Source organism: Leptolyngbya iicbica LK (assembly GCF_004212215.1).
GTDB lineage: Bacteria > Cyanobacteriota > Cyanobacteriia > Phormidesmidales > Phormidesmidaceae > Halomicronema > Halomicronema iicbica.
On the sequence record NZ_QVFV01000001.1, the window covers coordinates 1,664,105 to 1,686,442 of the forward strand.

A 22,338-nucleotide genomic window follows, 5' to 3' on the forward strand; every position below is an offset into this window, starting at 1 on the left:
CCCCTTAGCCATGCTAACTGGGCGATCGTTGGGGCTGCCAGACGGTGCTCTGGGCTAGGGATCAGCGGGAGTGTGTTCGAGCGCTAACACGGCGGCGATCGCCCCATCTGCGTTGCCGAGTGATTCTCCGCTGGGGAACACAGGGCATACTGGAAAGAATGCAAAATCAGGTAGTTTGCTGGTGATAACCAGTTCAATTATTCATATTGTTAGGAGACGAAACACAACATGGAACATCGTGGCGTAACCGTTTGGTTAACGGGGTTAAGCGGAGCCGGTAAAAGTACGATTACCGAAGCCTTGGCGCAGCGTTTGCGCGATCGCCAGTGCAAGCTCGAAGTGCTCGACGGCGATATTGTCCGCACCAACTTAACCAAAGGACTCGGCTTCAGCAAAGAAGACCGCGACACCAATATTCGTCGGATCGGGTTTGTCTCCCATTTGCTCACGCGCAATGGCGTGATCGTTTTAGTGTCGGCCATTTCGCCTTACCGGGCCGTGCGCGAAGAAGTGCGCGCCACGATCGGCGATTTTATGGAAGTTTATGTCAGTGCGCCCCTTGAGGTTTGCGAATCGCGCGATGTGAAAGGGCTTTATAAAAAGGCGCGGGCAGGCGAGATCAAGCAGTTCACCGGCATTGATGACCCCTATGAACCCCCGGCTAATCCCGAGGTGAACTGTGAAACCCACAAAGAGAGCTTGGATGAAAGCGTCGATAAGGTCATCGCCAAACTCGAAGAAATGGGGTATTTACCTGCAGGAGTGCCGGCTTAAGCGAGAGTGACAGCTGCCTTGTATTCACTGTGATCTGGAATCACTGGAGGGGAGCCCAAATGTGGGCTCTCCTTTTTAGTGGCGATCGCGGCGCGGGCGAGAATGCGATCGCTATCCAGTCATCCGCGATTGGGGACTATCCAGACGTCCCCGGTTTTGAGTATTCTCCTAGATGGCTCTTATTGAATTTGTCATGCTAGATCTCACTGGAAAAACCGCCCTCGTTACCGGCATTGCCAACAATCGTTCGATCGCTTGGGGCATCGCGCAACAGCTCCACGCTGCCGGGGCCGATTTGGGCGTCACCTACTTGCCAGATGAAAAAGGCAAGATGGAGAGAAAGGTCAAAGATCTCGTAGAGCCGTTGAACCCATCGTTGTTTTTGCCTTGCAATGTCCAGAACGATGAGCAAGTGGCAGAGACCTTTCAGGCGGTGAAGGAAAAGTGGGGCAAGGTTGACATTCTGGTGCACTGTCTTGCTTTTGCCAACCGCGACGACTTGATGGGCGATTTTAGCGCCACATCGCGACAGGGGTTTCAAACCGCGCTGGATATCAGTGCGTATTCATTAGTGAGCCTAGCCAATGCGGCCAAGCCTTTGATGACCGAGGGGGGCAGTATTGTCACGCTGACCTATCTGGGTGGTGTGCGAGTCGTGCCGAACTACAACGTCATGGGCATTGCTAAGGCCGCGTTGGAAATGAATGTGCGCTACTTGGCGTCAGAGATGGGCGCGAGCAACATTCGCGTCAATGGCATTTCGGCGGGGCCGATTCGGACGTTGGCATCGTCGGCGGTAGGCGGCATTTTAGACATGATTCATCATGTGGAAGAGATCGCCCCCCTGCGCCGCACGGTGACCCAAGAAGAAGTCGGTAAGGCTGCCGCGTTTTTGTGTAGCGATTTATCGAGCGGTGTGACCGGGCAAATTCTCTATGTGGATTCGGGCTACAACATCATGGGCATGTAGAGTGCTCATCGACGTGTGCCTGTGGAATGCAAGTTGTCATTAATCAGGTCAGGTCATGCTCGGGGGCTGCACGGCCTGCGGTGAAGACGTTCCGTAAACCTTACACTTTGCACCTTTCGACCCTCTCCTATAGCTCCGTTCATCGCTTTGGCAAAAAATGAGGAGATTAGGAAGCAAGATTTTATGAAATCCAAGTCTGGTTGAGCAGGGCATCTTGCCTGCCCCGAGACAGCCGAGACGGCTGTCCACACTTAGGTTTAATTCCCATGCTTTAAGCTTTTGGGCTTTCAGCATCTGACTGCAGATTGCTAGACCAGCGCTCACCCTTTTGGGTGGCGATCCCGCCGAACTTGTGGCTGATTTCAGGCTCGGGCTGAATCTCAAGGTTTGCTTCAGCATACGCTGATCTACGTTGACCTTATGATTTGATGGCATCAGCGTTTATTTCTGGCCTATGTCTGATTCTCTTGCTGAAAAAATAGCCTGTCTAGAGGTGCTGGCTGCGGTAGCCAACTTGAATGGTGACCCAACGCCTCTGGAGTTTGAAGCGTTTTTGGCGGCGATTAACTCCTTCCAACCGCTACCGGCAGGGGTGACGCCTGAAAAACTTTTATCCACTTCTGCGGATATTGCTCAGCAACTGAGTCAGATCCAGGCCCCAGAACTGCAACAGCAAGTTTATCGGGGTGCCTTTGCGATCGCCCGCTCTAAAGGCATTGACCCGCAAGAGGCCAAGGTGCTGGGTGAGATGAAGACCGCCTTTGCGCTCTCTCCAGAAATGGCACAAGCCTTAGAAAAACAACCCCTTATTCATGCGTCATCAGATAATTTTGCCGACTCTGCCTTATCGGGCATGGCTTCGCTGATTGGTCGAGAAGGCGAAATTCGCCGCATGATTTTTGACTATGCCATGGGGGCGGCGATTGTCGGGTTAGTGCCACTCACTGGGGGCGGTACCCTCGAAATCAAATTGGTGATTGTGCTGGCCCTCATCCTCAAAATGACCTGGGATATACGCCAGCGATGGGGACAACCGCAAGGGCAGGGCATGTTGGTGACAATGGGCAGCGCGTTTGGCATTTTGTGGGCCGGAGTCGCGGGTCTCATCGTGTGGGGCATCATGATTGGTTTAGGGGTCGTGGTGCCCTATGCTGATGCCTTTGCCAAAGCCGCCGGATTTGCCACGGCCACCTGGCTGGTGGGGCAAGCCGTCAATCAGTTTTATGCAAGTCCCAAGCGCCCAGATTTCAGCGCTCTCAAACGCGCCTTTCCCAACTTAATCTCGACAGATAAATCGACCAGCTGAGGCCCCCAGGAGAGAACGTCATGGATAAATTTAAGCGTCGTCAATTTTTGTTGGGGGGAGTCGCTGCGGGGACGGCGGCCACATTTGGCACTGAGTTTGTGCGTCGTCAGCGGGCAGAAGCTCGCCAAGAGTTGATTGATACCTACGCGGCGCAGTTTTACGATCCCGATGACATTATCCAAGCGGCGGTGACGGGTGACACCCAGATGGTCGAAGAGTTTCAGGCCATTCAAGCTTCCGCTGTTTTTCCCCCGCCGCCGATTCCGTACAACCGCGAAATGTCGAAACGCTTGATATTGCTGAGTCGGTTGGCAACGCAGCAGTACATCACCGGGCGCAATGATCCCAGCTATGACGGTAGCTTGCAGCAGTTGTTTGATTACGACTCGAGTTTAGACAAATATCGCCTCGTCACCTCCTTTCGAGGGCAGGAGCGGCAGGTCAATGACAGTATCGAAATTCAAGTCCCTCAAGAGGTCATTGATGACCCGACCTTGCTAAACGACCCCACCGCGCTAGAGGACAATTTGGCGCAAACAGAAGATGTCATTCGCTCGGGGGTCACAGCAGCGGTCAAAGTCGGTCGCAAAATCGATGTGTTCTTTGGCTTTCTGTTGGAATCGGAGGAGGAGAGTATTCTCGTTTTTCGAGGAACCCAGCGCACGGCTGAATGGGTCGGTAACATTTACGCGGTTCAGGAAGATTATATTAATCCCCAAACAGGGGAGTCACTGGGTCGCATACATACGGGCTTTCGTCGCATTGCTGATGGCATCATTAATCCGCTGGCGGTGGATGCAGTCAAGCAAATTAATCCCAATAAACCCTGCTATATATCGGGGCACAGCTTGGGGTCTGCGCTGGCGACGCTGCTTGCCCTTGATATTGCTTTGGCAGTGCCGGAGTTACAACCGCAATTGCAGGTTTATGTGTATGCCAGTCCGCGAGTGGGCAATCCTGACTTTGTAAACAGTTACGCTCAAATTTTGCCGAATACGTTTCGGATTACCAATTTGGCCGACCCGATTCCCACGATGCCGCCAACGAAGCTGCGGGCAGAGTTTGTGCATGTGGGTGAAGAGTGGTCGTTTCTTAGTCAGGGGGGCGATATTTTGCCCAACCACATTGTTGATACCTATCGGCGGGCGGTGAATGCAGAAGTGGAAACGAATCAGTCGCGCAACTTTCCTAGTAGTGGCGTTGGTGATGTCACGGCATAGGGGTTTGGACAATGCGTTGAGAATTGCTTGAGGCCAGGGCTACAAAATGCGTAAGTGCGATCGCGCCTATTCATTTTTGATGACTCTTTCATTTCCGCCAGTCAGTTGTTTTCAAAAATGAATTCATAATGAAAATTGCGTCCTCAAAATTTCTGGAATTGGGCGTTCAGCGCAGTTTTATTTGAGTATTTAGACGTCTTTTTGTGCTACTTTTTAGAATATTGAAGGGGAGTAGCTAGAGGCTAAAGCCCATTATCTGAATCAACATGCTGGCGATGAGCCTGGTTCAGATAGCAAGTTAGACATTCTCTAATTTGTTTGCGAGACCTTCACTAAGTCCACAGAGAGAGTGGGCTTGGTGGGGTCTGTTTAGAATTCCGTCATGCCTGCTCGATCGCTGCATTACTTGAGAGGAGAGCATGACTTTTTTAGAAGGCTTTACTGCCGGATTGTTGTTAATCACGCTGTCAGAGCTAGGCGATAAAACGTTCTTTATCGGCGCAATTTTAGCGATGCGTCATCCCCGTCGCTGGGTGTTTGTGGGAGTGACCTCAGCGCTTGCCGTCATGACGCTGTTGTCCGTCTGGATTGGGCAAATTGCGACCCTGTTTCCGCAGCATTATGTGCAGTGGGTGGCGATCGCTCTCTTCTTCGGCTTTGGTCTCAAGCTGCTCTACGATGCCAGCCAAATGTCGGGCCAAGAGTCGCTAGATGATGAGTGTGAAGAGGCTTTAGAAGCCGTACAACAGCGGGAAAAAGGCATCACCAGTTGGTCGATTCGGGCGGTTTTGGTGGAGGCGTTTACGCTCACCTTTGTGGCGGAGTGGGGCGATCGCACGCAGTTAGCCACGATTACGCTGGCGTCGGCGAATAATCCCTATGGCGTGCTTGTTGGGGCAATTTTGGGCCATGCCATTTGTGCTGCGATCGCGGTCACCTGCGGCAAACTCATCGCTGGGCGTATCTCTGAGCGGTTACTGACCGCGCTGGGGGGAATCTTATTCATTGGGTTTGGAATACTGGCTGCCTTTAACGGCGGGGCGTAACTCGGTGGGTCGTTACTAGTCATCACATTCAATCTGACGCCCAGGTTACGTTCTACCCTCATTACCACTCAACAACGATCAATGAAACCGTCTCATCCTTACCAACCTTTACTGCTCCGCGTTTTGCATGGCCTCACGGGCCTATGTTTGATGGCCGCCATTGTGACCGCCTATTGGACTTACGAGGTCTACGACGGTCGCTGGGGGCGCATTCCGTTGCCCGACTACCAAGCCATTGAGGGGCTGCACGGCACCTTTGGGCTGTGGACGTTGCTCATCTTTCCCGCCTTTCTCGTTTACGCCTGTCGTCAAGGTCGCCGCCGCCTCTGGCAACCCCAGTCATGGCAACAACTCGCGGCTGTCGGCAAGCCCATCTGGTGGTATACCCTCAATCGTTTGGCCAATACGCTGGCTCTGCTCGCCCTCACCTTTGCCCTCTACAGCGGCAAAATGATGGACGAAACCTGGCTGCCACGCGGTGAGCTGAACCATGCTTGGTATTACGCTCATCTGATTTCGTGGGTCGTCATGGTGGGGGCGATCGCGCTCCACCTCTTGCTCACTGCCAAGGTTGGCGGTACCCCGCTCCTGCTGTCAATGCTGACCTGGCAATATCGAGAAAAAGATAGTCCTCAGCTGTGGCCGGCTCATATCACCCAAACTTGGGTCGCTTTTCGTCAGGGGGCTTGGCGACACTGGCTGTCGACTAAAACGGCGATCGGGATAATGGAGATGGCTATTTTAGGCAGCTTGATGGTCGCTTGGGTGCTGCCCTTATTCAAATAAAACTCAATCAATTTGCCGCTAGCCCATCATTGGGCGCATGAAATATGGATGGCGGGCGATCGCCGCCCGCCGATCAGCAGGAATCCAAAAACTGGGTAGAAATGTAGCTGTGGTTAGGTGAAGAATTGACACAAATTTGACCAACCACTCTGGTTGAGCCGCTGTACCAGGGCAAATTGAGTCAGTATCGATGCCGGTTTCCAGTGGTGCCGACCTGACCGGATGTCCCCCCATCCTGGAGGTCTTTGGTTTTGCCAGCACCCCGCCAACGGCATCTCAGACGTACCACGCCCCCGCTCTGAATCAATATTTGTTGCAGGATAAATCCATGAATGCTTTGAAGACTGCCGCAACGGCCTTGTTAACGACTAGTGTGAGCTTGGGGGTGATGACCGCTGCTCATGCCCAGTATGAAACCTTTGAAATTTCCCCAGGGTTTACGCCTGATCCCCTAGTGGGCAGCGGTGTCTCAGGGGGGCCTGATGAGGTTGATGGCTGTGGTTTTATTGACACTGCCGATAGTCCAGATCATGTGCTGTATGTGAATGATTATTTTGACTATCTGCGCGTGTCGGTCGAGTCACCCGGTGATGTCACCTTGTTTATGGAAGATATCGAGACGGGTGAAACGATCTGTGTGGATGATTCCAACGGTACGCTGCTGCCAGAGTTTGCAGGGGAGTGGCCAGCGGGTACGTATTTCCTGTGGATCGGTGATTTTGACGGCGGAGCTTACCCCTACGACATTTATATCTCGGAGTTTTAAACCGACGCTACGCATTTTGGTTCTGAGAAGGGAAATGCGGTCAATCGTGAGCAAATCATTGAGTAACGTGGCACTCTGTCAGCTAATCAGAGTGCCACGTTACTTGCTTTTTAAGATGCTTGCTGTGATTGACGGAGTGGCGCGATCGCCGTGGGAGGCCGTAGAGCCTAAGGCATGAGACTTTAATAAGTTAGGATAGCCGTCTCAGCTGTCCCAAGGCAGGCAAGATGCCTGCCCCAAACAATTTGGATGTTATTTAATCCTCATTCCTAAAGTCATGAAATGCGCTTGGCGTGACTTCATACGCTGGCTTGGCGAGCAGGCCAAATTAGTCCGGCCAGAAGTTAAAGAGCAGATTGCCATTTGGGCAAGCTAAATTAGCGGCTGCTAATCAGCGATGTTGATCATCAAGCCCGCCCGCTGAGCGATCGCAAACCTGAAGAGTCACGGTGTGACAGTAGTGAGCTCAGCCAGTGACGATGGTGACAGGGCCAAATCGATATGCAATTTTGGCGATTGCATTGCATCTCTAGCCTGGTTTGTTAAGTCACCAATCAATGCTGTCATCTCCCTTTCTAGTGCTCTTCGGCGGCTATCAGACACTCAGACTCTTCTCCTTCACCGCCAGGTGGTCTATGTTCGCTTTTCCCTTTCATCGCCGCCTCACTCGGTTTTCCCTCTTGTGGGTGATCACTGTTCCCTTCCTGGTTCAAACTATTCTCACCATTGCTTTTATTGGCTATTACTCCCTGCGCACCAGTCAGAAAGCGATCGATGATTTAGCCCAACGCTTGATGGAAGATATGGGCGATCACGCTCAGCAAGAAATTGAACGCCGCTTAACTCTGCCCAATCGCATCAATGAAAGTAATCGAGTCGCCATCCTGAGCCAGGAACTCAACTGGACGGATCCAGACCAAATGGCGCGGCATTTTTTAAGTCAGAGTTATGGCTTTCAAGAACTAGATTTCATTTATTTTGCCAATGCTACTGGCGGTACCGTGCTGGCGGGTCAACAGGTGCCCGGTCAATGGATCATTCGTCAAAATCAACCGTTTGAGGCCGGTCCGTATTACACCTACCGTGCCGATGCCCAGGGCGCTCGTTTGCCCGCCATCAACATGCAAACTTATGACGCTCGGACTCGCCCTTGGTATCAAGCGGCTCGGCGTGAGCGCCAGGCCGTGTGGAGTCCCATCTATTTGTTTAGCAGTCGGCAGACCCTCGGCATTTCGGCTAGTTTGCCCGTGTTTACCCCTGAGGGACGATTGCTGGGGATTTTAGCCAGTGACTTATCGCTCGAAAATCTCAACCAGTTTTTACAAACCCTCACCTCGGTTGATTACGAGACGGCGACCACGGTTTATTTGATGGAACGGAGCGGTGATCTGATTGCCAGTTCCACCGATGCTCCAACCTTTGATATCTCAGAGACAAATGAGGTACAGCGCATTCCAGCCGTCGAAAGCCAAGATGAGCTGATCCGGCATAGTAGCCAACAATTGCAAGCGCTCAACCCTGAGACTCTCCCGCTCGGTCATCACCGGTTGCGGCTCAACCAAACGGCTCACTATTTTCAGGTAAATCGTCTGCAAGATGACCAGGGACTGGATTGGGTGATGGTCCTGGTAGTGCCAGAGGCCGAGTTTACGCAACAGGTGAAAGAGAGTTTTAAGATCACGATTATTCTCTTTGGCTTTGCTGGCGTTGCCAGTATTGGGTTTGGGTGGCTGCTGTATCGGGGGTTGCTGTCTCCCATCACGCGCCTTTGCCACGAAGCCCATGCCCTCACTCAGGGGAACTGGGATTTTCCCATCACGAGTGAAGGGTCTCGAGAGTTTGAGCAGTTGTCGCAAGCGTTTCAAATCATGCGGCAACAGGCCAAAGATCTCAATGAGGCCAATCAAGAGTTGGCCCAAGCGACCCGGTTAAAAGATGAGTTTCTCGCCAACATGAGCCATGAGCTCCGCACGCCGCTGAATGCCATTTTAGGGATGACGGAAGGACTCCAGGAGGAAATTTTTGGTGATGTCAATGAGCAGCAGCTCAAAGCTCTCGGCACCGTAGAAAAGAGTGCTGATCACCTGTTAGCGCTGATTAATGACATCCTTGATGTGGCCAAAATTGAGTCAGGTAGCATCACCCTGGAATATAGCGACGTCTCTGTACAACACCTGTGTCTCTCCAGCCTGACCTTTGTGAAACCGCAAGCTCTCAAGAAAAGCATACGGCTGCAAACTGATATTCCGCCTGATTTGCCGGACATTTGCGTGGATGAGATTCGGATCCGGCAGGCATTGCTCAATTTATTGACCAATGCCGTGAAGTTCACGCCGGAAGGGGGCACCGTGACCCTGCGCGCGGCAATGGTGGCCCTAACTGATGCGGATGCCTCTCGCCCGACTCATCTACGGATTGCGATCGCCGATACGGGTATTGGCATTGCCCCTGAAAACATCTCAAAACTATTTCAACCCTTTGTGCAAGTGGATAGCGCCCTCAATCGCAAATATGAAGGCACTGGCCTGGGCCTGGCTTTAGTCCAAAAAATTGTCGGGCTACATGGCGGGCAAATTGGGGTGACCAGCGAGCTAGAAAAGGGGAGTTGTTTCACGATGGATCTGCCCTATCAACCGGATGTGGTGATCGATCGGCTAGCTGCAGATTCATTCAGGGCGCAGGACTCCGAGTTGACTCATCCTCATGAGATCACACTAACCACGGCCCCATCGACCTTAATTTTGTTGGCCGAAGATAATGCCGCGAACGTGGCGACTCTCTCTAGCTATTTGACGGCCAAAGGCTATTGCTTGCTCTGCACGGATAATGGCCAAGAGGCGATTGATCTGGCTCTATTTCACCATCCGGATGTGATTGTGATGGATATTCAAATGCCGGTGATGGATGGCCTCACAGCGATCGAAGAAATTCGTCAGCAGCCCAGTTTGCGTGAAGTTCCCATCATTGCCTTGACGGCGTTGGCAATGGCGGGTGATCAAGAGCGTTGCTTGGGGATTGGGGCCGATGAGTATTTGAGTAAACCGATTCAACTCAGGCAATTAGAGCGTGTCATCAGAAAGCTGCTCGCTGGTCGCCAGTCACCATAAGGCCAAGGGCGATCGCTCGCCTGTCAGATCATGACGCCTGCCTGAGATATCGCGCCGCATAGATAGCTCCGTACATCCCCATGCTGCGGAACAAGGGGCTTAAGCCCCTTGCCTGTTGGTACCTTACTGCGGACTGCTATATCAGCCCCGATCAGCTCAGCGCGATCGCTCAGCGCTATGACTTGCAAGCGGTTCAGCAGCCGTTAGAGAGCAAGTTTTCGCCACCGGCTTGGTGGGGGCTGCCGCCGGGGGCTGACTATTATTTGCGGGGCAGCGGACATCAGTATCTGTTGCGGGTCTTTGACCCGGCGACGGGCAGTGTGATGGTCGAGCGTACGCAAGATTGATATCGGTTGCCGGGCGATGGGCTGGGAGCTCTTTGAGCGAGTTGATTGAGCTATCGTGGAGGCGTGATTTCTGGATGGAATGAAATCGAATGAGTCAGTTACTGCGGGGGTTTATTCGCGTCGAACAAGGTTTACAGATTGCGGCGTTGATTGGGGTCATGTTGCTCTTGGGGTATGTCGGATGGAGTCAATATCAACTCAAAGAGGCTTCGTCTGCCCCTCGCGGGGTGCCAATGCTGCAAGATTCAGAGCCTTAACTCGGGTGAGTAATTGATAGATGGGCTGTGGTATTAGCTGAACTTGCAAGGTTCGGTATCGGGTCCAAAGATTCGCGATCGCCCTTCACTAAAACGGCCCGATCGCTTCCACGACTTCCGGCTCGTTGTCATCGTTCACTTGCATCACGACCAGTTCTCCGGAGGAGACGCCGCTGCCCGCGATCGCAGAAATATTGACAAAGTGGGTTACCAGCACCGTCACCCCGGCCTCATCACGGTTCGCCACCATAAATTCTTGGAGCTGCTGGGTTTGGGGCGGCCCCTGCGATCGGTCTTGAAAGAATGAATTGAGGATAGGAAAGCGTTCGACGGGGCCAAGATCCAAGAGTTCTGCGGTGTCCAGACAGCGACACCATTCACTAGAGAGCACCTGCTGCACCGCCACATTTTGTTCTCGAAACGCGGCACCCGTGCGGCGAGCCTGTTCCCGCCCTTCTTCGGAAAGGTTGCGCTGGGTGGCACAGTCATCGACTTGAAAATTAGCCGGATCCCCCGTACCAGGGGCGATCGCGTGACGCATCAACACGTAATAGTGGGTGTCGGCCTGTCGCAACCGTGACCAAATATCGCCCTCGACGACTTGTGCTTCAGGGATTGCTGAGCTGGTGGAGTCAGTGCTTGACTCGGCGGGAGCCTCGGACGCTGGAGCCGTTGGTGTCGCTGTCGAGGAGGTCGGGGTATCTGGCGGTGCAGCCGCAGGTTCTGAACGGGGGCCACAACCCGCTAACGCGAATAGCAGCAAGCTGGCAGTAACGAGACGTTGGCGATTAACAAGCATCGTTGGCAATCGAGTAAAAGCAGCGAATTCTGATCAATCCAGGCCTGGTGCCGCGATCGCTGGGGTGTAAAGTGCTCAGACCGTTGCCCCACGCTTCAGTTGCTGATCATGGCTGCGTCGACAACTGAAGCGCGGCGCAGGGGAGGAGGCACACTTTTGCCCCGCTCACTCAGGCTTAGCCGCCGTAGTTCCAGCCGGTGCTTTCGAGCAAGAGCGGATCGCCCTCACGGTGAACAGCAGCACCCACGACTTCGCCCACAAAGACAGTGTGGTCGCCGTGTTCAACGGTGCCCACCACTCGGCATTCCACATAGCCCAGGGTGTCTTTAATGACAGGGCAGCCAGTTTCCGGCGCTTCGTAAAATTCGATGTCTTCAAATTTATTGCCCACCCGGCGCTGGGGCTTAAAAAAGTTTTGCGCCATATCCTTTTGGCCTGCTTCTAAAAAGCTGAGAGCAAACACGCCGCTTTGCTTCACCATTTCGTGAGAGCCCGAATCGTTCTTCACGCAGTTCACCACCAGCGGCGGCTGAAAGGAAGCCTGCATGACCCAGCTCGCGGTAAAGCCGTTCATGTCTTCACCATTGCGCACGCCGCAAATGTAGAGTCCGTGGGGGATTTTGCGTAGCAGCGTTTTTTTAGCCTGTTCGTCCAACATGCCGATTTCTCCTAACTGTCTCACCTATCTTACTGGGCGGCGATCGCCCTCGAATCCCACGGCAGTCAGATCACACGCGGGCCACCCCTTCTTCTCGCGCGGCTTGCTGCACCGCCGAGGCCACCGCCTGCGAAACGCGGGGATCGAACACGGAAGGAATGATGTGTTCGGCATCTAGGTCATCCGGCGTGACCAGGGCGGCGATCGCGTGAGCGGCTTCTAAAAACATGCCGGTGGTCATGGCCTTAGCGCGACAGTCCAACGCGCCGCGAAAGACGCCAGGAAACGCCAACACATTATTGATCTGGTTGGGATAGTCGCTGCGACCCGTGGCCATCACGGCCACCAAGCCCGATACCAACTCCGGCTGAATTTCGGGAATCGGGTTCGCCATGGCAAACACGATGGGATCTGCGGCCATCGACTTCACCATGTCCACCGAGACCACCCCCGGTGCGCTGACCCCTAAGAAGACATCGGCATTTTTCATGGCGTCAGCCAGCTGGCCCGACTCCTCGACGGCAAACGCTTGCTTTTGAGGATTGAGGTCGGTGCGATCGCGGGAGAGAATGCCCTGGCGATCGCACAGGAGAATGTTTTGGGCTCCGGCTTTTTGCAGGAGGAGGGCGATCGCCACCCCCGCCGCTCCGGCCCCGTTGATCACAATGCGAATGTCGCCAAAGGATTTGCCCACTAATTTCAGGGCATTGGTCAGCGCTGCCAGAACGACGATCGCGGTGCCGTGCTGATCGTCGTGAAAAATGGGAATATCCGTCTCGGCTTTGAGCCGCGCCTCAATTTCAAAACAGCGGGGGGCGCTGATATCTTCCAGGTTCACGCCGCCAAATACGGGGACGATGCGCTTGACCGTCTCCACGATTTCGTCCGTGTCTTGCGTCGCCAAGCAAACGGGAAACGCATCAATGCCCGCAAACTCTTTGAACAGCAGCGCTTTGCCCTCCATCACGGGCAGCGCGCCCTCCGGTCCTAAATTACCCAGTCCCAAGACGGCACTGCCATCGGTGACGATCGCCACCATGTTTTGCTTCACCGTTAGGTCGTAGACGCGCTCGGGATCAGCGGCGATCGCCTTGCACACCCGGCCCACCCCCGGCGTATAGGCCATGGCCAAATCATCCTGATTGCGGACAGCGATGCGACTGGTCACCTCAATCTTGCCCCCTTCGTGCAGCCGAAAGGTGCGATCCTCGGCTTTCAGCAGCACCACCTGATCCACCTGTTTGACGGCAGCAATAATTTCTTCCGCATGTTCACTACTCGACGCATCCACCGTAATCTCGCGGGTCACCCACTGCCGGTTTCTTTCTAACAGCCGCACGTCTTCTAAATTGCCCCCGGCATCGGCGATCGCCTGCGTCAGCTGGGCCAACCTGCCCGTCTGATTCGGCAGCTTGAGGCGGAGCGTCAGACCGTAGCTAGAGTTGGGCGTGAGTTGAACCATGAACTTTCCTGTGGTGAAGCCGTCAAAACGTTAATCGTCGCTGCAAAAGTCCGTCACTTTGGGCAGACTGTAAGAAAATGGTATGCCGATTTGGAGGCGAGAGAACAGCCCTCATGGCCGAAAGTCGAAGAACCCTGACGTGAAGTTTGAAGACAGCGTTCAACAAATGATCGCATTCAAATTTTCGGTTCTCGGCCGCCGCTTCGGCGTTGTTCTTATCCACCTAATTACCCATCTACCTGACCGTGCGCAATGCCCACCCTGCGAACCCAAATTGAAATTAATGCGCCTCGGGCGGTGGTGTGGGACGCACTCATGCGCAAGGATGAATGGCGACGGTGGAATACCTTTTTGTTTGATGCTGACCCGGCCCTCAGCCTGCGCCAAGGGCAGGCAGTGTTTCTCTCAGTGCGTCGGTTAGAAGATGACGAATTTACCGATTTTGAGCCGCTGATTACGCTGGTGCAGCCTTACAACTGTCTGCGCTGGATTGCCAAAATGCCTGGTTTCAAAAGCGAATCTGCGTTTGAGCTCCAAGATCTCAGCCCCACCCGCACCCTCTACACCCATCAACAGCGGTTCAAAGGCATCCTCTCAACGGTGTTTTTGCCGTTCATTCGGCAGGATGAAAAGCAGGGTATGAAGCGCATGGCCCGGCAACTCAAACGGTATGTTGAACATCGTGAATATCGGCAATATCAACGGGAAAAGCGCGATCGGCGCTACGGCTTATAAGGTCTGCTGACGAAGCTCAAAAATGCCTGTCCGCAGACAAATCCTGATGCTTGGTAGTCAGGCAACTATCTACCATCTCGCCAATTTTGACAAAATACGAGTCACGTTTTCGAGTTATCTACGAGCCTATCCATTAGCGCTTAAAACTTTTTCAGCCGTTAGTTGTAACTCTGTAAAGGTTGGCGAAATGGCGATCTCACTTCCCCTAAACTGCTGAATTTCATATTCGCCATCCACTAGCGTACAGATGGATAGAGTGGGCAGTTTGGGCTTGCCGATATGTCTAGTGCCGCCTAACCCTGCATAGTCAGCAATCCAATATTCTGGAATCCCCAGAGCTGCATAGTCTTCGACCTTACGAGCATAGTCATTTTGCCAGTTGCTGCTCACAACTTCCGCCACGAATTTAATGGAACTGCCTAGCGTTAAAATCGATTGCTCAGACCACAACGGCTCTTTGACCAACTCGTTGCGATCTATCACTGCAACATCAGGTCGAAACGCGGTCATGCCAGCATTAGCAGGACGTAACAGTCCGCGTTGGAGGACAAACCAAGGTAAGCCTGCTGCCTCAATTTGGACACAGATTTTTGTCGTGATCAAGGCGGCAACTTCTTCATGCTGACCTGTTGGTTCCAATTCGAACACCTCTCCATCAATGAGTTCATAGCGGTTATCGCCACCATACTGAGCAAGGAACTCGTCAAAGCTGAGTGGCTTTTGTGGTGCTGAGTGGTCGATCGCAAGAGCCATAAGTCAATTAAAGCCTCGTCAATATCTTCAGTCTACTAAATTCGTTTTTTTGCAAGATATATGGGAAATCAAGCTTTATTTGTTCTGGCCTCAAAAAATTGACCGACTATCAGATTTCATTTAGGCACTCACAGTGACTCTACGACATAACGGTGAAGTTGTGCGGCGGCAGGCAGATCTGGCATCCCACCGATAACTTTTGTTCCGTCCGCACCAACGCAGTGTTAGGTGGCTGCTATTGATCTCGGTAACTTTTCGCATCATATAGACAACCAATAAGACTACTTGCTCCTTCTGCAACCGCTAAATACTCATAGCCTGTTTCATTCTGCGTAAAGTGTAGTTCAACTTTATTGACAAAGGTTCGTAAACCAAGCAAAGCTTCTTCAATCTTTTCTTTAGTAATACTCAATAATGGTTCTGGATGATCTTGAAAATAAGTTTTTAGATCTGTATGAGCAACCCGACGGTTCCTATGCTTTCTTGCAAAGTCGCAGCTATTCTTTATGATTTCTAGCGTTTCTACCAACTCTGTTTTCAATTGAACCAGTGATGGGTCAATACTATCTAGTATTCTCGCTAATGTTAAATTTTCTTTGTCACCAGTTTTTGAGGAGTCAGTTAAACGGCTAATTGACAAGGTAATATCATTCAAGAATACAGACTGACAAACACCAAAAAAAGTGGGAGCAGACTCATTTAGTAAATCAACTATTTCCTTATCTTCATATAATTGAGAAAACAAGAGCCATTTTAGATGTAGTTCTCCAAGCTCTCCCGAAATAGCTTGAAGCAATTCGTCTATTTTTTGTGTCATTTTCCCAGCCTTCCGCCTTAGAGGATGTTTGAGAATTCATCCGAGGTATCAAATTAGGCTAAGCGTCGCACCATAATCCGAATCATAGCGAGGTAGATGAATGCCTNNNTCAAGGGCTGATGGTTCGTATCTTCAGCTTATGGCGAGTGAGCTTTTTTACTGACTGAGCGATTTATCAAACATCCTCTTAAGATTCTAGATCAAGCTGTTGAATGTAATTTTGATCAGGACAAACGTCTGGCTGTCCCATCTTCATAACTCTATGAAATGCTTCATGAACTATTGCTGGAGGTTTATCATCGAAGCAATTACCGAAAGGAATTGGAAATCCATCAGGGTGTATTTCAATATCCTCCATGAAGCCAATCATTTTGCCGTACTGCCAACAATCAATGATACTAATTATTGAGAGTTCAGGCTCAAAGAGAGATAGTTGTTCGGAGCTAGATGTAAGCTTTGGTGAACCAATGATAACAACTCTATCGCCAGGATATGTAGTTATGACTTCACTGAGAGAGCCTGGAATGCAAGAATCATTTGCTAATTTAATTAAGCTTGAAGGATCATCTTCAGCTCTAGTCGTAAGTAGTATGTGATCCCTAGCTTTGCAACCCCAAAAATTAATTAGTTTAGGTTTATCAGCCAACCAATTTTCATATCTAAACAGGAGGATAATTCCTTTTGAATAGCAAGTCCATCGGAATGTAGTATTTACATCCAACCTATGAATTCCTACATGAATTGAGGCTGCATTTTTATCAAATTCTTCATAGACAACTTTTTCGACAGTCGATATTGCTTCTTGCAGGGGTATCACAAAAAATTCCCGATTAGCCTTATATCGATGTTTCTTTAATTTTTGATGAATTAATTTCTCAGCTAAAACACAATCAGGGACATCTCTTTCATAACAAATATTAAATTGTTCAGGCAATCCTGTTGTAAACAACTCTTTTGCCCTTTCCTGCACATTCCGCTCTGTTCTCCCGATCTTAAGCATGTTCTCAGGTAGTACAGGATTTTGCAGAATGTAAACAGAACCCGCAGACATTGAATGCAGCCTCTTTTATAAACTGTGCTGGAGAACTTAGAGATACATCAATATATTTCCCAATTGAACGAATTCAGCAACGGGTCTTCAAATTATTCAACCTTTAAAACTTACAGACAAGTTTCAAGGAGCCCTTGTCGAGGATTGAAGCCACCTAACAACTTATTAGAGGGAAATTGTCTGCCTTATGTGATAGGTGTGTAAGGTCATAAGAACATATACATCATAAGGTTTTCAATGACTTCGTGACCTATTTTATCTTGCGTGATTAGGCGGACGGATATTGCCGGAACTTCCGCCCGCTGACTCTGGAAAAACAAAATCGGGATAGCTTGAGGGCTACCCCGATTCTTCGGCGGACTTTTAAGTGAGGAATGCCTCTATGCGATCGCAGCTCTAGCCGATGCGAAGTAGCTCGACATCAAACAGCAGCGTGGCATTGGGGGGAATCACGCCGCCAGCGCCGCGAGCACCATAGCCCAATTCGGGGGGAATGACCAGCTTGCGCTGACCACCGACCCGCATACTCATGACGCCTTCATCCCAGCCTTTTATCACTTGGCCCACGCCAATGGTGAACGAGAAGGGTCGGTTGCGATCGCGGGAGCTATCAAACTTGGTTCCGTCCTCCAGCGTGCCCGTGTAGTGAACGGTGACTCGCTGACCCTTTTGGGGCATCGCGCCGGTGCCTTCCACAATGTCTTCGTACTGCAAGCCTGAATCAGTCGTCACTAAAGTTTCCTCAGCGGTTTCGTCAGGGGTCGTTTCTTCCTCGACCGTTAAATCTTCGGCGGCTTGGGCGATTTGCGTTTCGGCCACAATGGGGGTTTCTGTGTCGCCCACATTAGCCGCGATCGCCTCACCCTTGGGTCCGGTAAATTGCGCTACCAACAGCACCACACAAAAAGTCGCTAGCACTGCCAAGCTGATTAAAATCTCTCGCACAAAGCCTCTCCCGCAATCACAAATAGCAACATTGAACAGTCTACCGAGATTCGCCCCCCGTCGCGAAGGCATTTCATTCGGCCATGAGCGATCGCGTCAAGCCTGGGAACGCCTGCGGCAACTTGAGTCACTGACAGTTGAATCAACTACAGACGCGCTTTTCGCTAGCTGATTCCAAGGTGTTTTACCGCCACATCTTATTTTCCAGGTCGCGCACTTGCCGTTCCAGGCGATCTAGGCGGCCCCGCAGTTCGTCCATTTCTCGCTGTTGAGGCACGCCCAAGTCTTGCAGCACGTTGCGCAACTGCCGCTGAATCTGCTCATCAAAATTGGCAGACTCACCAGAAAACTGAGTCATGATGTCATCCACAAAGCGGCTGGCCTGCTCGGGATTGATGCGACCTTCGCGGACCCACTCATCGCTCACCTCACGTAATCGCTCGGCCACGAGAGAAGTCGTGCCGATGCCAATCATCATGATTTGACGGAGCAGGTTGTTGGTATCCATGTCGCCTCCAGAAGTCGGTTGAGTGTACCTCAAGGTACCGTTTTATTGTGACAAAGAACCGCGATCGCCCCGATCTCCATAACCGAACCCAGCCGAATCTCTGGCGAAGGTCGGACGCTGAGGCGATCGCGCTAACAGTACAGTGATATGGAATTTGGTCAGGCCAACGATGGGCCTGTCGTCACCGATAAATGTGGATCAAATTATGGTCATTGAGTGGCTAGAAATCCGCGTCCCGGCGGAAAATCGCGAGGCGTATATTCGCATTGATGATGAAATCTGGACGCCTGCTCTCCAGCAATACGACGGCTTTGTCGCTAAGGAAACCTGGATTGCTCCAGATGATCCAGAGTTGGTGATTTTCATGATTCGCTGGGAAACGCGGGAGCAGTGGAAGGCCATTCCAGAAGATGAACTGACTGCGATTACTGAGCGTTTTGATCAGGCCTTGAACTTTGATTACACCATGGCCGCGTCAAAGGAATACCAGGTGCGCCGGTTTCCCGTGAGTCGGGAATCCGCACGCTAGGATACGAATGAACTTTGGGGATGGACTGCGATGCCACTGTGCCCACGCTGCGAAAATCCGGTAAAAGCGACAGATTTGATCTGTAGTCGCTGCCGTCTCCATCTCAAGGCTCACGGCCATCCCAGCATTGAACTGCATCAAGCCACTAAAGACGAGGTGCTGTGTCAAACCTGCGCCTATCATGCTGACGATACCTGCACCTTTCCCCAGCGGCCTTACGCCCAGACCTGCACCCTTTATCAATCCATCACCGCTGAAGCCGAACGAGAGAAAGGCCAAGTGCGATCGCCCAAACCAGCCCCTTCGTTAGCCATCATCTGGTATCGCTACCGCGTATGGATTATTCTGCTCGCGATTTTTGGAATCAGCTTGCTGATTACCGTGTTTTAGTGCTGTGGTTTAGGATGCCGCACAACGATATTCTTCTGTTGGGCTCGGCTATTGCCTTTAGAGATCTCTGGCAAAGCATTTCCCCCTCGTCGTCGGGTGACATGAGCGCAGCGTCATGCACCGCAGCCGTTTTTTTGTTTTTGGAGATCTCCTGCAGTCGTCCCTCACAGCAGATGCAAAATCAACCAGCTGGGATACGTAAACACTCGATCCTCATGGGTCATGCAAACAAAAGTGGCGACGACGGGATAAAAAGACAGCACGATGAGATAACTGGCCAGCGCCAAAATCAACAAAATGCCAATGGGCGGTATCAGTGCCAAGATCAGCGCCAAGGCGATGGCACCAAAGATCAGCAGAATGAACAAAATCAAGCAGGTGATGGTGTAGTTCAACGCCTCGCGAGCATTGTCTTTGACCACTTTGTCTTGGGTCGTCAGAAAAATAATCAGCGGCGCGGCAAAGCGCAGTAGGCCCAAACCATTGGCAACAAAGGAATCGCTGAACAAGATGTACAGCAAAATGCTGGCGAGCATGGAGATGGAACCATGGGCGATCGCTGACATCACCTGCTGAGTGAAATCTTTTTGCTGTGGTTTGCGAGTCGTCCGAGACTGATGGCGCACTGGGGTCGCTGAGGAGGATGACGGCCTGGAACGTTGAGGAATGCTCGCGCCGTCGTAAACAAAGCGGGCATCACCCGCAGTACCGGACTGATCAACTGGGGGCGTTGCCTCATGGGGCTCAGCCGGAGTATCCGTGATGTCGTCAAAGGGATTGTGGTCGGCGGGCAGCGGCGGTGGTGGCGTAGCGGTCTTGTTGTCTAACGAGGGGCCACGGGTAGAGTTGGCGGGGGCGGGCAATGGGGGCGGTGGTTCTGAGGTGGCACCCGCGACAGGGGCGGAGTCGGAATGCGCCTCCGCAGTCGTCATCAGCTTTTGCAAGGCGTTGGTCGCCCATTGCTGAACCTGGGGAATCTCACTTTTGGCGAGTTGCTCACAGAGGGCGATCGCGTGCAGATCCCGATGATCGCGGTAATAGGCCTGGATTAACCACATCTGCGCTTGAAAAAACTGCTTGGATTGGCGGTTCGTTGTTTCCTTGCAAAACTGTTCCAGACTGGCGATCGCGTCGGGATAACGTGCCTGCTTAAACGCGAGCGAGCCATTTTGATAAAGCGTGAGAGAAGAGTGGTTCATGAGGTTCAGGGTGGGCCACTGGTTCTAACGTGCCCGGAGGAGACAGAGGCAGCTCAAAACTGGGATTAGCCGACTGCCAGGATTTACAGATCTTCAAAATGCATCAATAGATCGGCGTTACTGAATGCGTAGATGATTCGGCGAAATCGTGGACGAGCCTTCGAGGGATATCGCCACAACATCATTCACTGAATCAGCAACGCCCATAGATCTTTTGCTAGCAACTGCATTGAGTGATGCAAAGAACTTGATGAGTCGTGCTCGCTTGCGATCTCTGGCTCATCTCAGACTTGGGGCGATCGTGGGCGGCACTCGGCTAAAGAATGAAAAGTCATAGCACGTGCGAAGTTTTGCGAACCGTTTTGTTCAAACAGTCTTGATGTTTCACCTTGTAATAAAATTTGGGCGATTTTCATTCTCTGATGAAAAAGTCGCCATTAGAATGAGTGATTTCTCATGACCAATTCTTCTCCAGAACCCGCGCCAACCCCCGGCGCGATCGCTCAGTTTTTTGATTTCGAGGGATTGCAAACCAATCTGCGCACCGAAATCATTGCGGGCATTACCACCTTCATCACCATGGGGTACATCCTCGTGGTGAATCCGGCGTATCTTTCGAACGCCATCTTTTTGCAAGAAAGCGGTGATCTCTTTGGAGAGCTGGTGGTTGCCACGGGCGTCTCCGCGATGATCGCTACCTTGATTATGGGTATCGTGGCCAAATACCCCATTGCCCTCGCCCCCGGCATGGGATTAAATGCCTTCTTCGCCTATTCCGTCGTGTTGGAATTGGGCATCGATTGGCGGGTGGCCCTGGCGGCCGTCTTTATCGAAGGACTGATCTTCATTGGCCTCACCCTGACCAATTTGCGGGCGGCGATTATCACCGCCATTCCCGAATGTCTGAAACGTGCCGTTGCTGCTGGTATCGGCCTATTCATTGCCTATATCGCCCTCTCCGGTGATCCAGAATTTGGCGGCGCGGGCATCATCGTTGCCTCGGAAGCCACCATCACCACTCTGGGCAATCTGGCCCAGCCCGAAACGCTCATGGCGGTGATTGGCATTGTGATTACGTCGGCCTTTGTCGCCCGCCGGGTCAAAGGTGGTTTGCTCTGGGGCATTTTAGCCACGGCAATTTTGGGCTGGATTTTACAAATCACGCCGGCACCGCAGGGCATTGTGGGCTTACCCATCTGGCCGAAAGATCTGCTGGGACAGGCCTTCGTCGGCCTGGGGCAAATTGGCTCGGCAGGCATTGCCAACTTTTTGGCGGTGCTGTTTGTCTTTCTGTTTGTGGATTTGTTTGACACCATCGGCACCCTCTCGGGTATCGGTATCCAAGCCGGCTACATCGACGAAGACGGTAACTTGCCCCGGGCGAATCAGGCTTTGATGGCTGATGCGATCGGGACGACTGCTGGGGCGTTGCTGGGCACGTCCACCGTCACTAGCTATATCGAATCGGCCGCGGGCATCTCGGAAGGTGGGCGATCAGGCTTTGCGGCAGTTGTGTCAGCGGGCTGCTTTTTTCTGTCTATCTTTTTCATTCCGCTGATTTCGGCGATTCCTGGGTATGCGACTGCTCCCGCCTTGATCATTGTGGGGGTTTTGATGATGGGGAGTATCACCGGTATCCGCTGGTCAGATCCCGCCGAGTCGATTCCCAGCTTTTTGACAATTTTGCTAATGCCCCTCACTTTCTCGATCGCTGAAGGTTTGGCCGTTGGCTTCATCATGTATCCCTTGGTCAAAGCGTTCCAAGGTAAGGCCCATGAGGTGAACTGGGTGGTTTGGCTATTGGCTGCAATTTTTGTAGCGCGGTTCGTCTTACTTGGTTTAGGCATCGCCTAGCGCGCCCTGTTCAACGCATGCCATCGCATTCGCTAAATTGCCAGAGGGGACACGATAGC

At 52.1% G+C, this 22,338-nt stretch carries 24 protein-coding genes; 15 read left to right on the forward strand and 9 right to left on the reverse strand.

Features of this window, described 5'->3' with window-relative positions; translation table 11 throughout:
- The first annotated feature begins 228 nt into the window (after positions 1–228).
- The 11 genes from cysC to DYY88_RS24025 all read left to right on the forward strand — a co-directional run bounded on the left by cysC (position 229) and on the right by DYY88_RS24025 (position 10,579).
- Positions 229–774, forward strand: a complete 546-nt coding sequence (cysC, locus tag DYY88_RS06960; protein ID WP_039726150.1) for an adenylyl-sulfate kinase — start codon at positions 229–231, stop codon at positions 772–774.
- Between the two features lie 59 nt (positions 775–833).
- Positions 834–974 carry a hypothetical protein gene (locus DYY88_RS24020; RefSeq protein ID WP_160299525.1) on the forward strand — a complete coding sequence of 47 codons (141 nt, stop codon included), beginning with the start codon at positions 834–836 and terminating at the stop codon, positions 972–974.
- Entirely contained in the window at positions 968–1,744 is a 777-nt protein-coding gene (fabI, locus tag DYY88_RS06965; RefSeq protein ID WP_039729616.1) for an enoyl-ACP reductase FabI, read from the forward strand. Before DYY88_RS24020 ends, fabI begins: the two co-directional genes overlap by 7 nt.
- A 454-nt stretch (positions 1,745–2,198) precedes the next feature.
- Entirely contained in the window at positions 2,199–3,050 is an 852-nt protein-coding gene (locus DYY88_RS06970) for a hypothetical protein (protein ID WP_052456676.1), read from the forward strand.
- Positions 3,051–3,070: 20 nt separating this feature from the next.
- Positions 3,071–4,270 (forward strand): lipase family protein, encoded by a 1,200-nt coding sequence (locus DYY88_RS06975; RefSeq protein WP_039726151.1) that lies wholly within the window; start codon positions 3,071–3,073, stop codon positions 4,268–4,270.
- A 419-nt stretch (positions 4,271–4,689) separates the two neighbouring features.
- A complete protein-coding gene (locus tag DYY88_RS06980) occupies positions 4,690–5,316 on the forward strand; it encodes a TMEM165/GDT1 family protein (protein WP_039726152.1) in 627 nt (208 codons plus the stop codon).
- 81 nt (positions 5,317–5,397) lie between these two features.
- The gene (locus tag DYY88_RS06985; RefSeq protein WP_039726154.1) at positions 5,398–6,102 is read left to right on the forward strand and encodes a cytochrome b/b6 domain-containing protein; all 705 of its coding nucleotides are present in this window, start codon (positions 5,398–5,400) and stop codon (positions 6,100–6,102) included.
- A 190-nt stretch (positions 6,103–6,292) separates the two neighbouring features.
- Positions 6,293–6,868, forward strand: a complete 576-nt coding sequence (locus DYY88_RS06990) for a hypothetical protein (RefSeq protein WP_052288314.1) — start codon at positions 6,293–6,295, stop codon at positions 6,866–6,868.
- A 635-nt stretch (positions 6,869–7,503) separates the two neighbouring features.
- Positions 7,504–9,975 carry an ATP-binding protein gene (locus DYY88_RS06995; protein WP_052288315.1) on the forward strand — a complete coding sequence of 824 codons (2,472 nt, stop codon included), beginning with the start codon at positions 7,504–7,506 and terminating at the stop codon, positions 9,973–9,975.
- A gap of 80 nt (positions 9,976–10,055) precedes the next feature.
- The gene (locus DYY88_RS07000) at positions 10,056–10,322 is read left to right on the forward strand and encodes a hypothetical protein (protein ID WP_039726156.1); all 267 of its coding nucleotides are present in this window, start codon (positions 10,056–10,058) and stop codon (positions 10,320–10,322) included.
- A gap of 89 nt (positions 10,323–10,411) precedes the next feature.
- Positions 10,412–10,579, forward strand: a complete 168-nt coding sequence (locus DYY88_RS24025; RefSeq protein ID WP_160299526.1) for a hypothetical protein — start codon at positions 10,412–10,414, stop codon at positions 10,577–10,579.
- A gap of 88 nt (positions 10,580–10,667) precedes the next feature.
- Here DYY88_RS24025 and DYY88_RS07005 read toward each other — a convergent pair whose 3' ends face one another.
- The 3 genes from DYY88_RS07005 to DYY88_RS07015 all read right to left on the reverse strand — a co-directional run bounded on the left by DYY88_RS07005 (position 10,668) and on the right by DYY88_RS07015 (position 13,498).
- A complete protein-coding gene (locus DYY88_RS07005; RefSeq protein WP_084607015.1) occupies positions 10,668–11,378 on the reverse strand; it encodes a histidine phosphatase family protein in 711 nt (236 codons plus the stop codon).
- 175 nt (positions 11,379–11,553) lie between these two features.
- Entirely contained in the window at positions 11,554–12,060 is a 507-nt protein-coding gene (locus DYY88_RS07010) for a flavin reductase family protein (RefSeq protein WP_242517581.1), read from the reverse strand.
- Positions 12,061–12,106: 46 nt separating this feature from the next.
- Positions 12,107–13,498: an NAD-dependent malic enzyme gene (locus DYY88_RS07015; RefSeq protein WP_039726158.1), complete on the reverse strand. Its 1,392-nt coding sequence runs from the start codon at positions 13,496–13,498 to the stop codon at positions 12,107–12,109.
- Positions 13,499–13,750: 252 nt separating this feature from the next.
- Between DYY88_RS07015 and DYY88_RS07020 the strand changes: the two genes are divergently transcribed.
- Positions 13,751–14,233 carry an SRPBCC domain-containing protein gene (locus tag DYY88_RS07020; RefSeq protein WP_044151115.1) on the forward strand — a complete coding sequence of 161 codons (483 nt, stop codon included), beginning with the start codon at positions 13,751–13,753 and terminating at the stop codon, positions 14,231–14,233.
- Positions 14,234–14,359: 126 nt separating this feature from the next.
- Here the strand turns inward: DYY88_RS07020 and DYY88_RS07025 are convergent, their stop codons facing one another.
- The 5 genes from DYY88_RS07025 to DYY88_RS07045 form a co-directional block, all read right to left on the reverse strand.
- Entirely contained in the window at positions 14,360–14,986 is a 627-nt protein-coding gene (locus DYY88_RS07025; RefSeq protein ID WP_039726159.1) for a Uma2 family endonuclease, read from the reverse strand.
- Positions 14,987–15,221: 235 nt separating this feature from the next.
- A complete protein-coding gene (locus DYY88_RS07030) occupies positions 15,222–15,803 on the reverse strand; it encodes an AbiU2 domain-containing protein (RefSeq protein WP_039726160.1) in 582 nt (193 codons plus the stop codon).
- A gap of 187 nt (positions 15,804–15,990) precedes the next feature.
- On the reverse strand, positions 15,991–16,854 hold the full coding sequence (locus DYY88_RS07035; RefSeq protein WP_072041309.1) for a GIY-YIG nuclease family protein: 864 nt from the start codon (positions 16,852–16,854) through the stop codon (positions 15,991–15,993).
- Positions 16,855–17,250: 396 nt separating this feature from the next.
- The gene (locus DYY88_RS07040) at positions 17,251–17,799 is read right to left on the reverse strand and encodes an FKBP-type peptidyl-prolyl cis-trans isomerase (protein WP_039726163.1); all 549 of its coding nucleotides are present in this window, start codon (positions 17,797–17,799) and stop codon (positions 17,251–17,253) included.
- Positions 17,800–17,983: 184 nt separating this feature from the next.
- The gene (locus DYY88_RS07045) at positions 17,984–18,307 is read right to left on the reverse strand and encodes a phasin family protein (RefSeq protein WP_039726164.1); all 324 of its coding nucleotides are present in this window, start codon (positions 18,305–18,307) and stop codon (positions 17,984–17,986) included.
- Between the two features lie 205 nt (positions 18,308–18,512).
- Between DYY88_RS07045 and DYY88_RS07050 the strand changes: the two genes are divergently transcribed.
- Positions 18,513–18,836: a TIGR03792 family protein gene (locus DYY88_RS07050; protein ID WP_039729626.1), complete on the forward strand. Its 324-nt coding sequence runs from the start codon at positions 18,513–18,515 to the stop codon at positions 18,834–18,836.
- Between the two features lie 30 nt (positions 18,837–18,866).
- Complete coding sequence (locus DYY88_RS07055) at positions 18,867–19,226, forward strand: hypothetical protein (protein ID WP_039726165.1); 360 nt, start codon at positions 18,867–18,869, stop codon at positions 19,224–19,226.
- A gap of 164 nt (positions 19,227–19,390) precedes the next feature.
- Here the strand turns inward: DYY88_RS07055 and DYY88_RS07060 are convergent, their stop codons facing one another.
- Entirely contained in the window at positions 19,391–20,425 is a 1,035-nt protein-coding gene (locus DYY88_RS07060) for a magnetosome magnetite crystal formation protein family (protein ID WP_052288317.1), read from the reverse strand.
- A gap of 456 nt (positions 20,426–20,881) precedes the next feature.
- Between DYY88_RS07060 and DYY88_RS07065 the strand changes: the two genes are divergently transcribed.
- Positions 20,882–22,279 carry an NCS2 family permease gene (locus tag DYY88_RS07065; protein WP_039726166.1) on the forward strand — a complete coding sequence of 466 codons (1,398 nt, stop codon included), beginning with the start codon at positions 20,882–20,884 and terminating at the stop codon, positions 22,277–22,279.
- Positions 22,280–22,338: the final 59 nt, after the last annotated feature.

Coding starts and splice junctions, on each gene's coding strand:
- cysC (WP_039726150.1), top strand. CDS start 229: ATGGAACATCGTGGCGTAACCGTTTGGTTAACGGGGTTAAGCGGAGCC.
- DYY88_RS24020 (WP_160299525.1), top strand. CDS start 834: ATGTGGGCTCTCCTTTTTAGTGGCGATCGCGGCGCGGGCGAGAATGCG.
- fabI (WP_039729616.1), top strand. CDS start 968: ATGCTAGATCTCACTGGAAAAACCGCCCTCGTTACCGGCATTGCCAAC.
- DYY88_RS06970 (WP_052456676.1), top strand. CDS start 2,199: ATGTCTGATTCTCTTGCTGAAAAAATAGCCTGTCTAGAGGTGCTGGCT.
- DYY88_RS06975 (WP_039726151.1), top strand. CDS start 3,071: ATGGATAAATTTAAGCGTCGTCAATTTTTGTTGGGGGGAGTCGCTGCG.
- DYY88_RS06980 (WP_039726152.1), top strand. CDS start 4,690: ATGACTTTTTTAGAAGGCTTTACTGCCGGATTGTTGTTAATCACGCTG.
- DYY88_RS06985 (WP_039726154.1), top strand. CDS start 5,398: ATGAAACCGTCTCATCCTTACCAACCTTTACTGCTCCGCGTTTTGCAT.
- DYY88_RS06990 (WP_052288314.1), top strand. CDS start 6,293: ATGCCGGTTTCCAGTGGTGCCGACCTGACCGGATGTCCCCCCATCCTG.
- DYY88_RS06995 (WP_052288315.1), top strand. CDS start 7,504: ATGTTCGCTTTTCCCTTTCATCGCCGCCTCACTCGGTTTTCCCTCTTG.
- DYY88_RS07000 (WP_039726156.1), top strand. CDS start 10,056: ATGCTGCGGAACAAGGGGCTTAAGCCCCTTGCCTGTTGGTACCTTACT.
- DYY88_RS24025 (WP_160299526.1), top strand. CDS start 10,412: ATGAGTCAGTTACTGCGGGGGTTTATTCGCGTCGAACAAGGTTTACAG.
- DYY88_RS07005 (WP_084607015.1), bottom strand. CDS start 11,378: ATGCTTGTTAATCGCCAACGTCTCGTTACTGCCAGCTTGCTGCTATTC.
- DYY88_RS07015 (WP_039726158.1), bottom strand. CDS start 13,498: ATGGTTCAACTCACGCCCAACTCTAGCTACGGTCTGACGCTCCGCCTC.
- DYY88_RS07020 (WP_044151115.1), top strand. CDS start 13,751: ATGCCCACCCTGCGAACCCAAATTGAAATTAATGCGCCTCGGGCGGTG.
- DYY88_RS07025 (WP_039726159.1), bottom strand. CDS start 14,986: ATGGCTCTTGCGATCGACCACTCAGCACCACAAAAGCCACTCAGCTTT.
- DYY88_RS07030 (WP_039726160.1), bottom strand. CDS start 15,803: ATGACACAAAAAATAGACGAATTGCTTCAAGCTATTTCGGGAGAGCTT.
- DYY88_RS07035 (WP_072041309.1), bottom strand. CDS start 16,854: ATGTCTGCGGGTTCTGTTTACATTCTGCAAAATCCTGTACTACCTGAG.
- DYY88_RS07045 (WP_039726164.1), bottom strand. CDS start 18,307: ATGGATACCAACAACCTGCTCCGTCAAATCATGATGATTGGCATCGGC.
- DYY88_RS07050 (WP_039729626.1), top strand. CDS start 18,513: ATGGTCATTGAGTGGCTAGAAATCCGCGTCCCGGCGGAAAATCGCGAG.
- DYY88_RS07055 (WP_039726165.1), top strand. CDS start 18,867: ATGCCACTGTGCCCACGCTGCGAAAATCCGGTAAAAGCGACAGATTTG.
- DYY88_RS07060 (WP_052288317.1), bottom strand. CDS start 20,425: ATGAACCACTCTTCTCTCACGCTTTATCAAAATGGCTCGCTCGCGTTT.
- DYY88_RS07065 (WP_039726166.1), top strand. CDS start 20,882: ATGACCAATTCTTCTCCAGAACCCGCGCCAACCCCCGGCGCGATCGCT.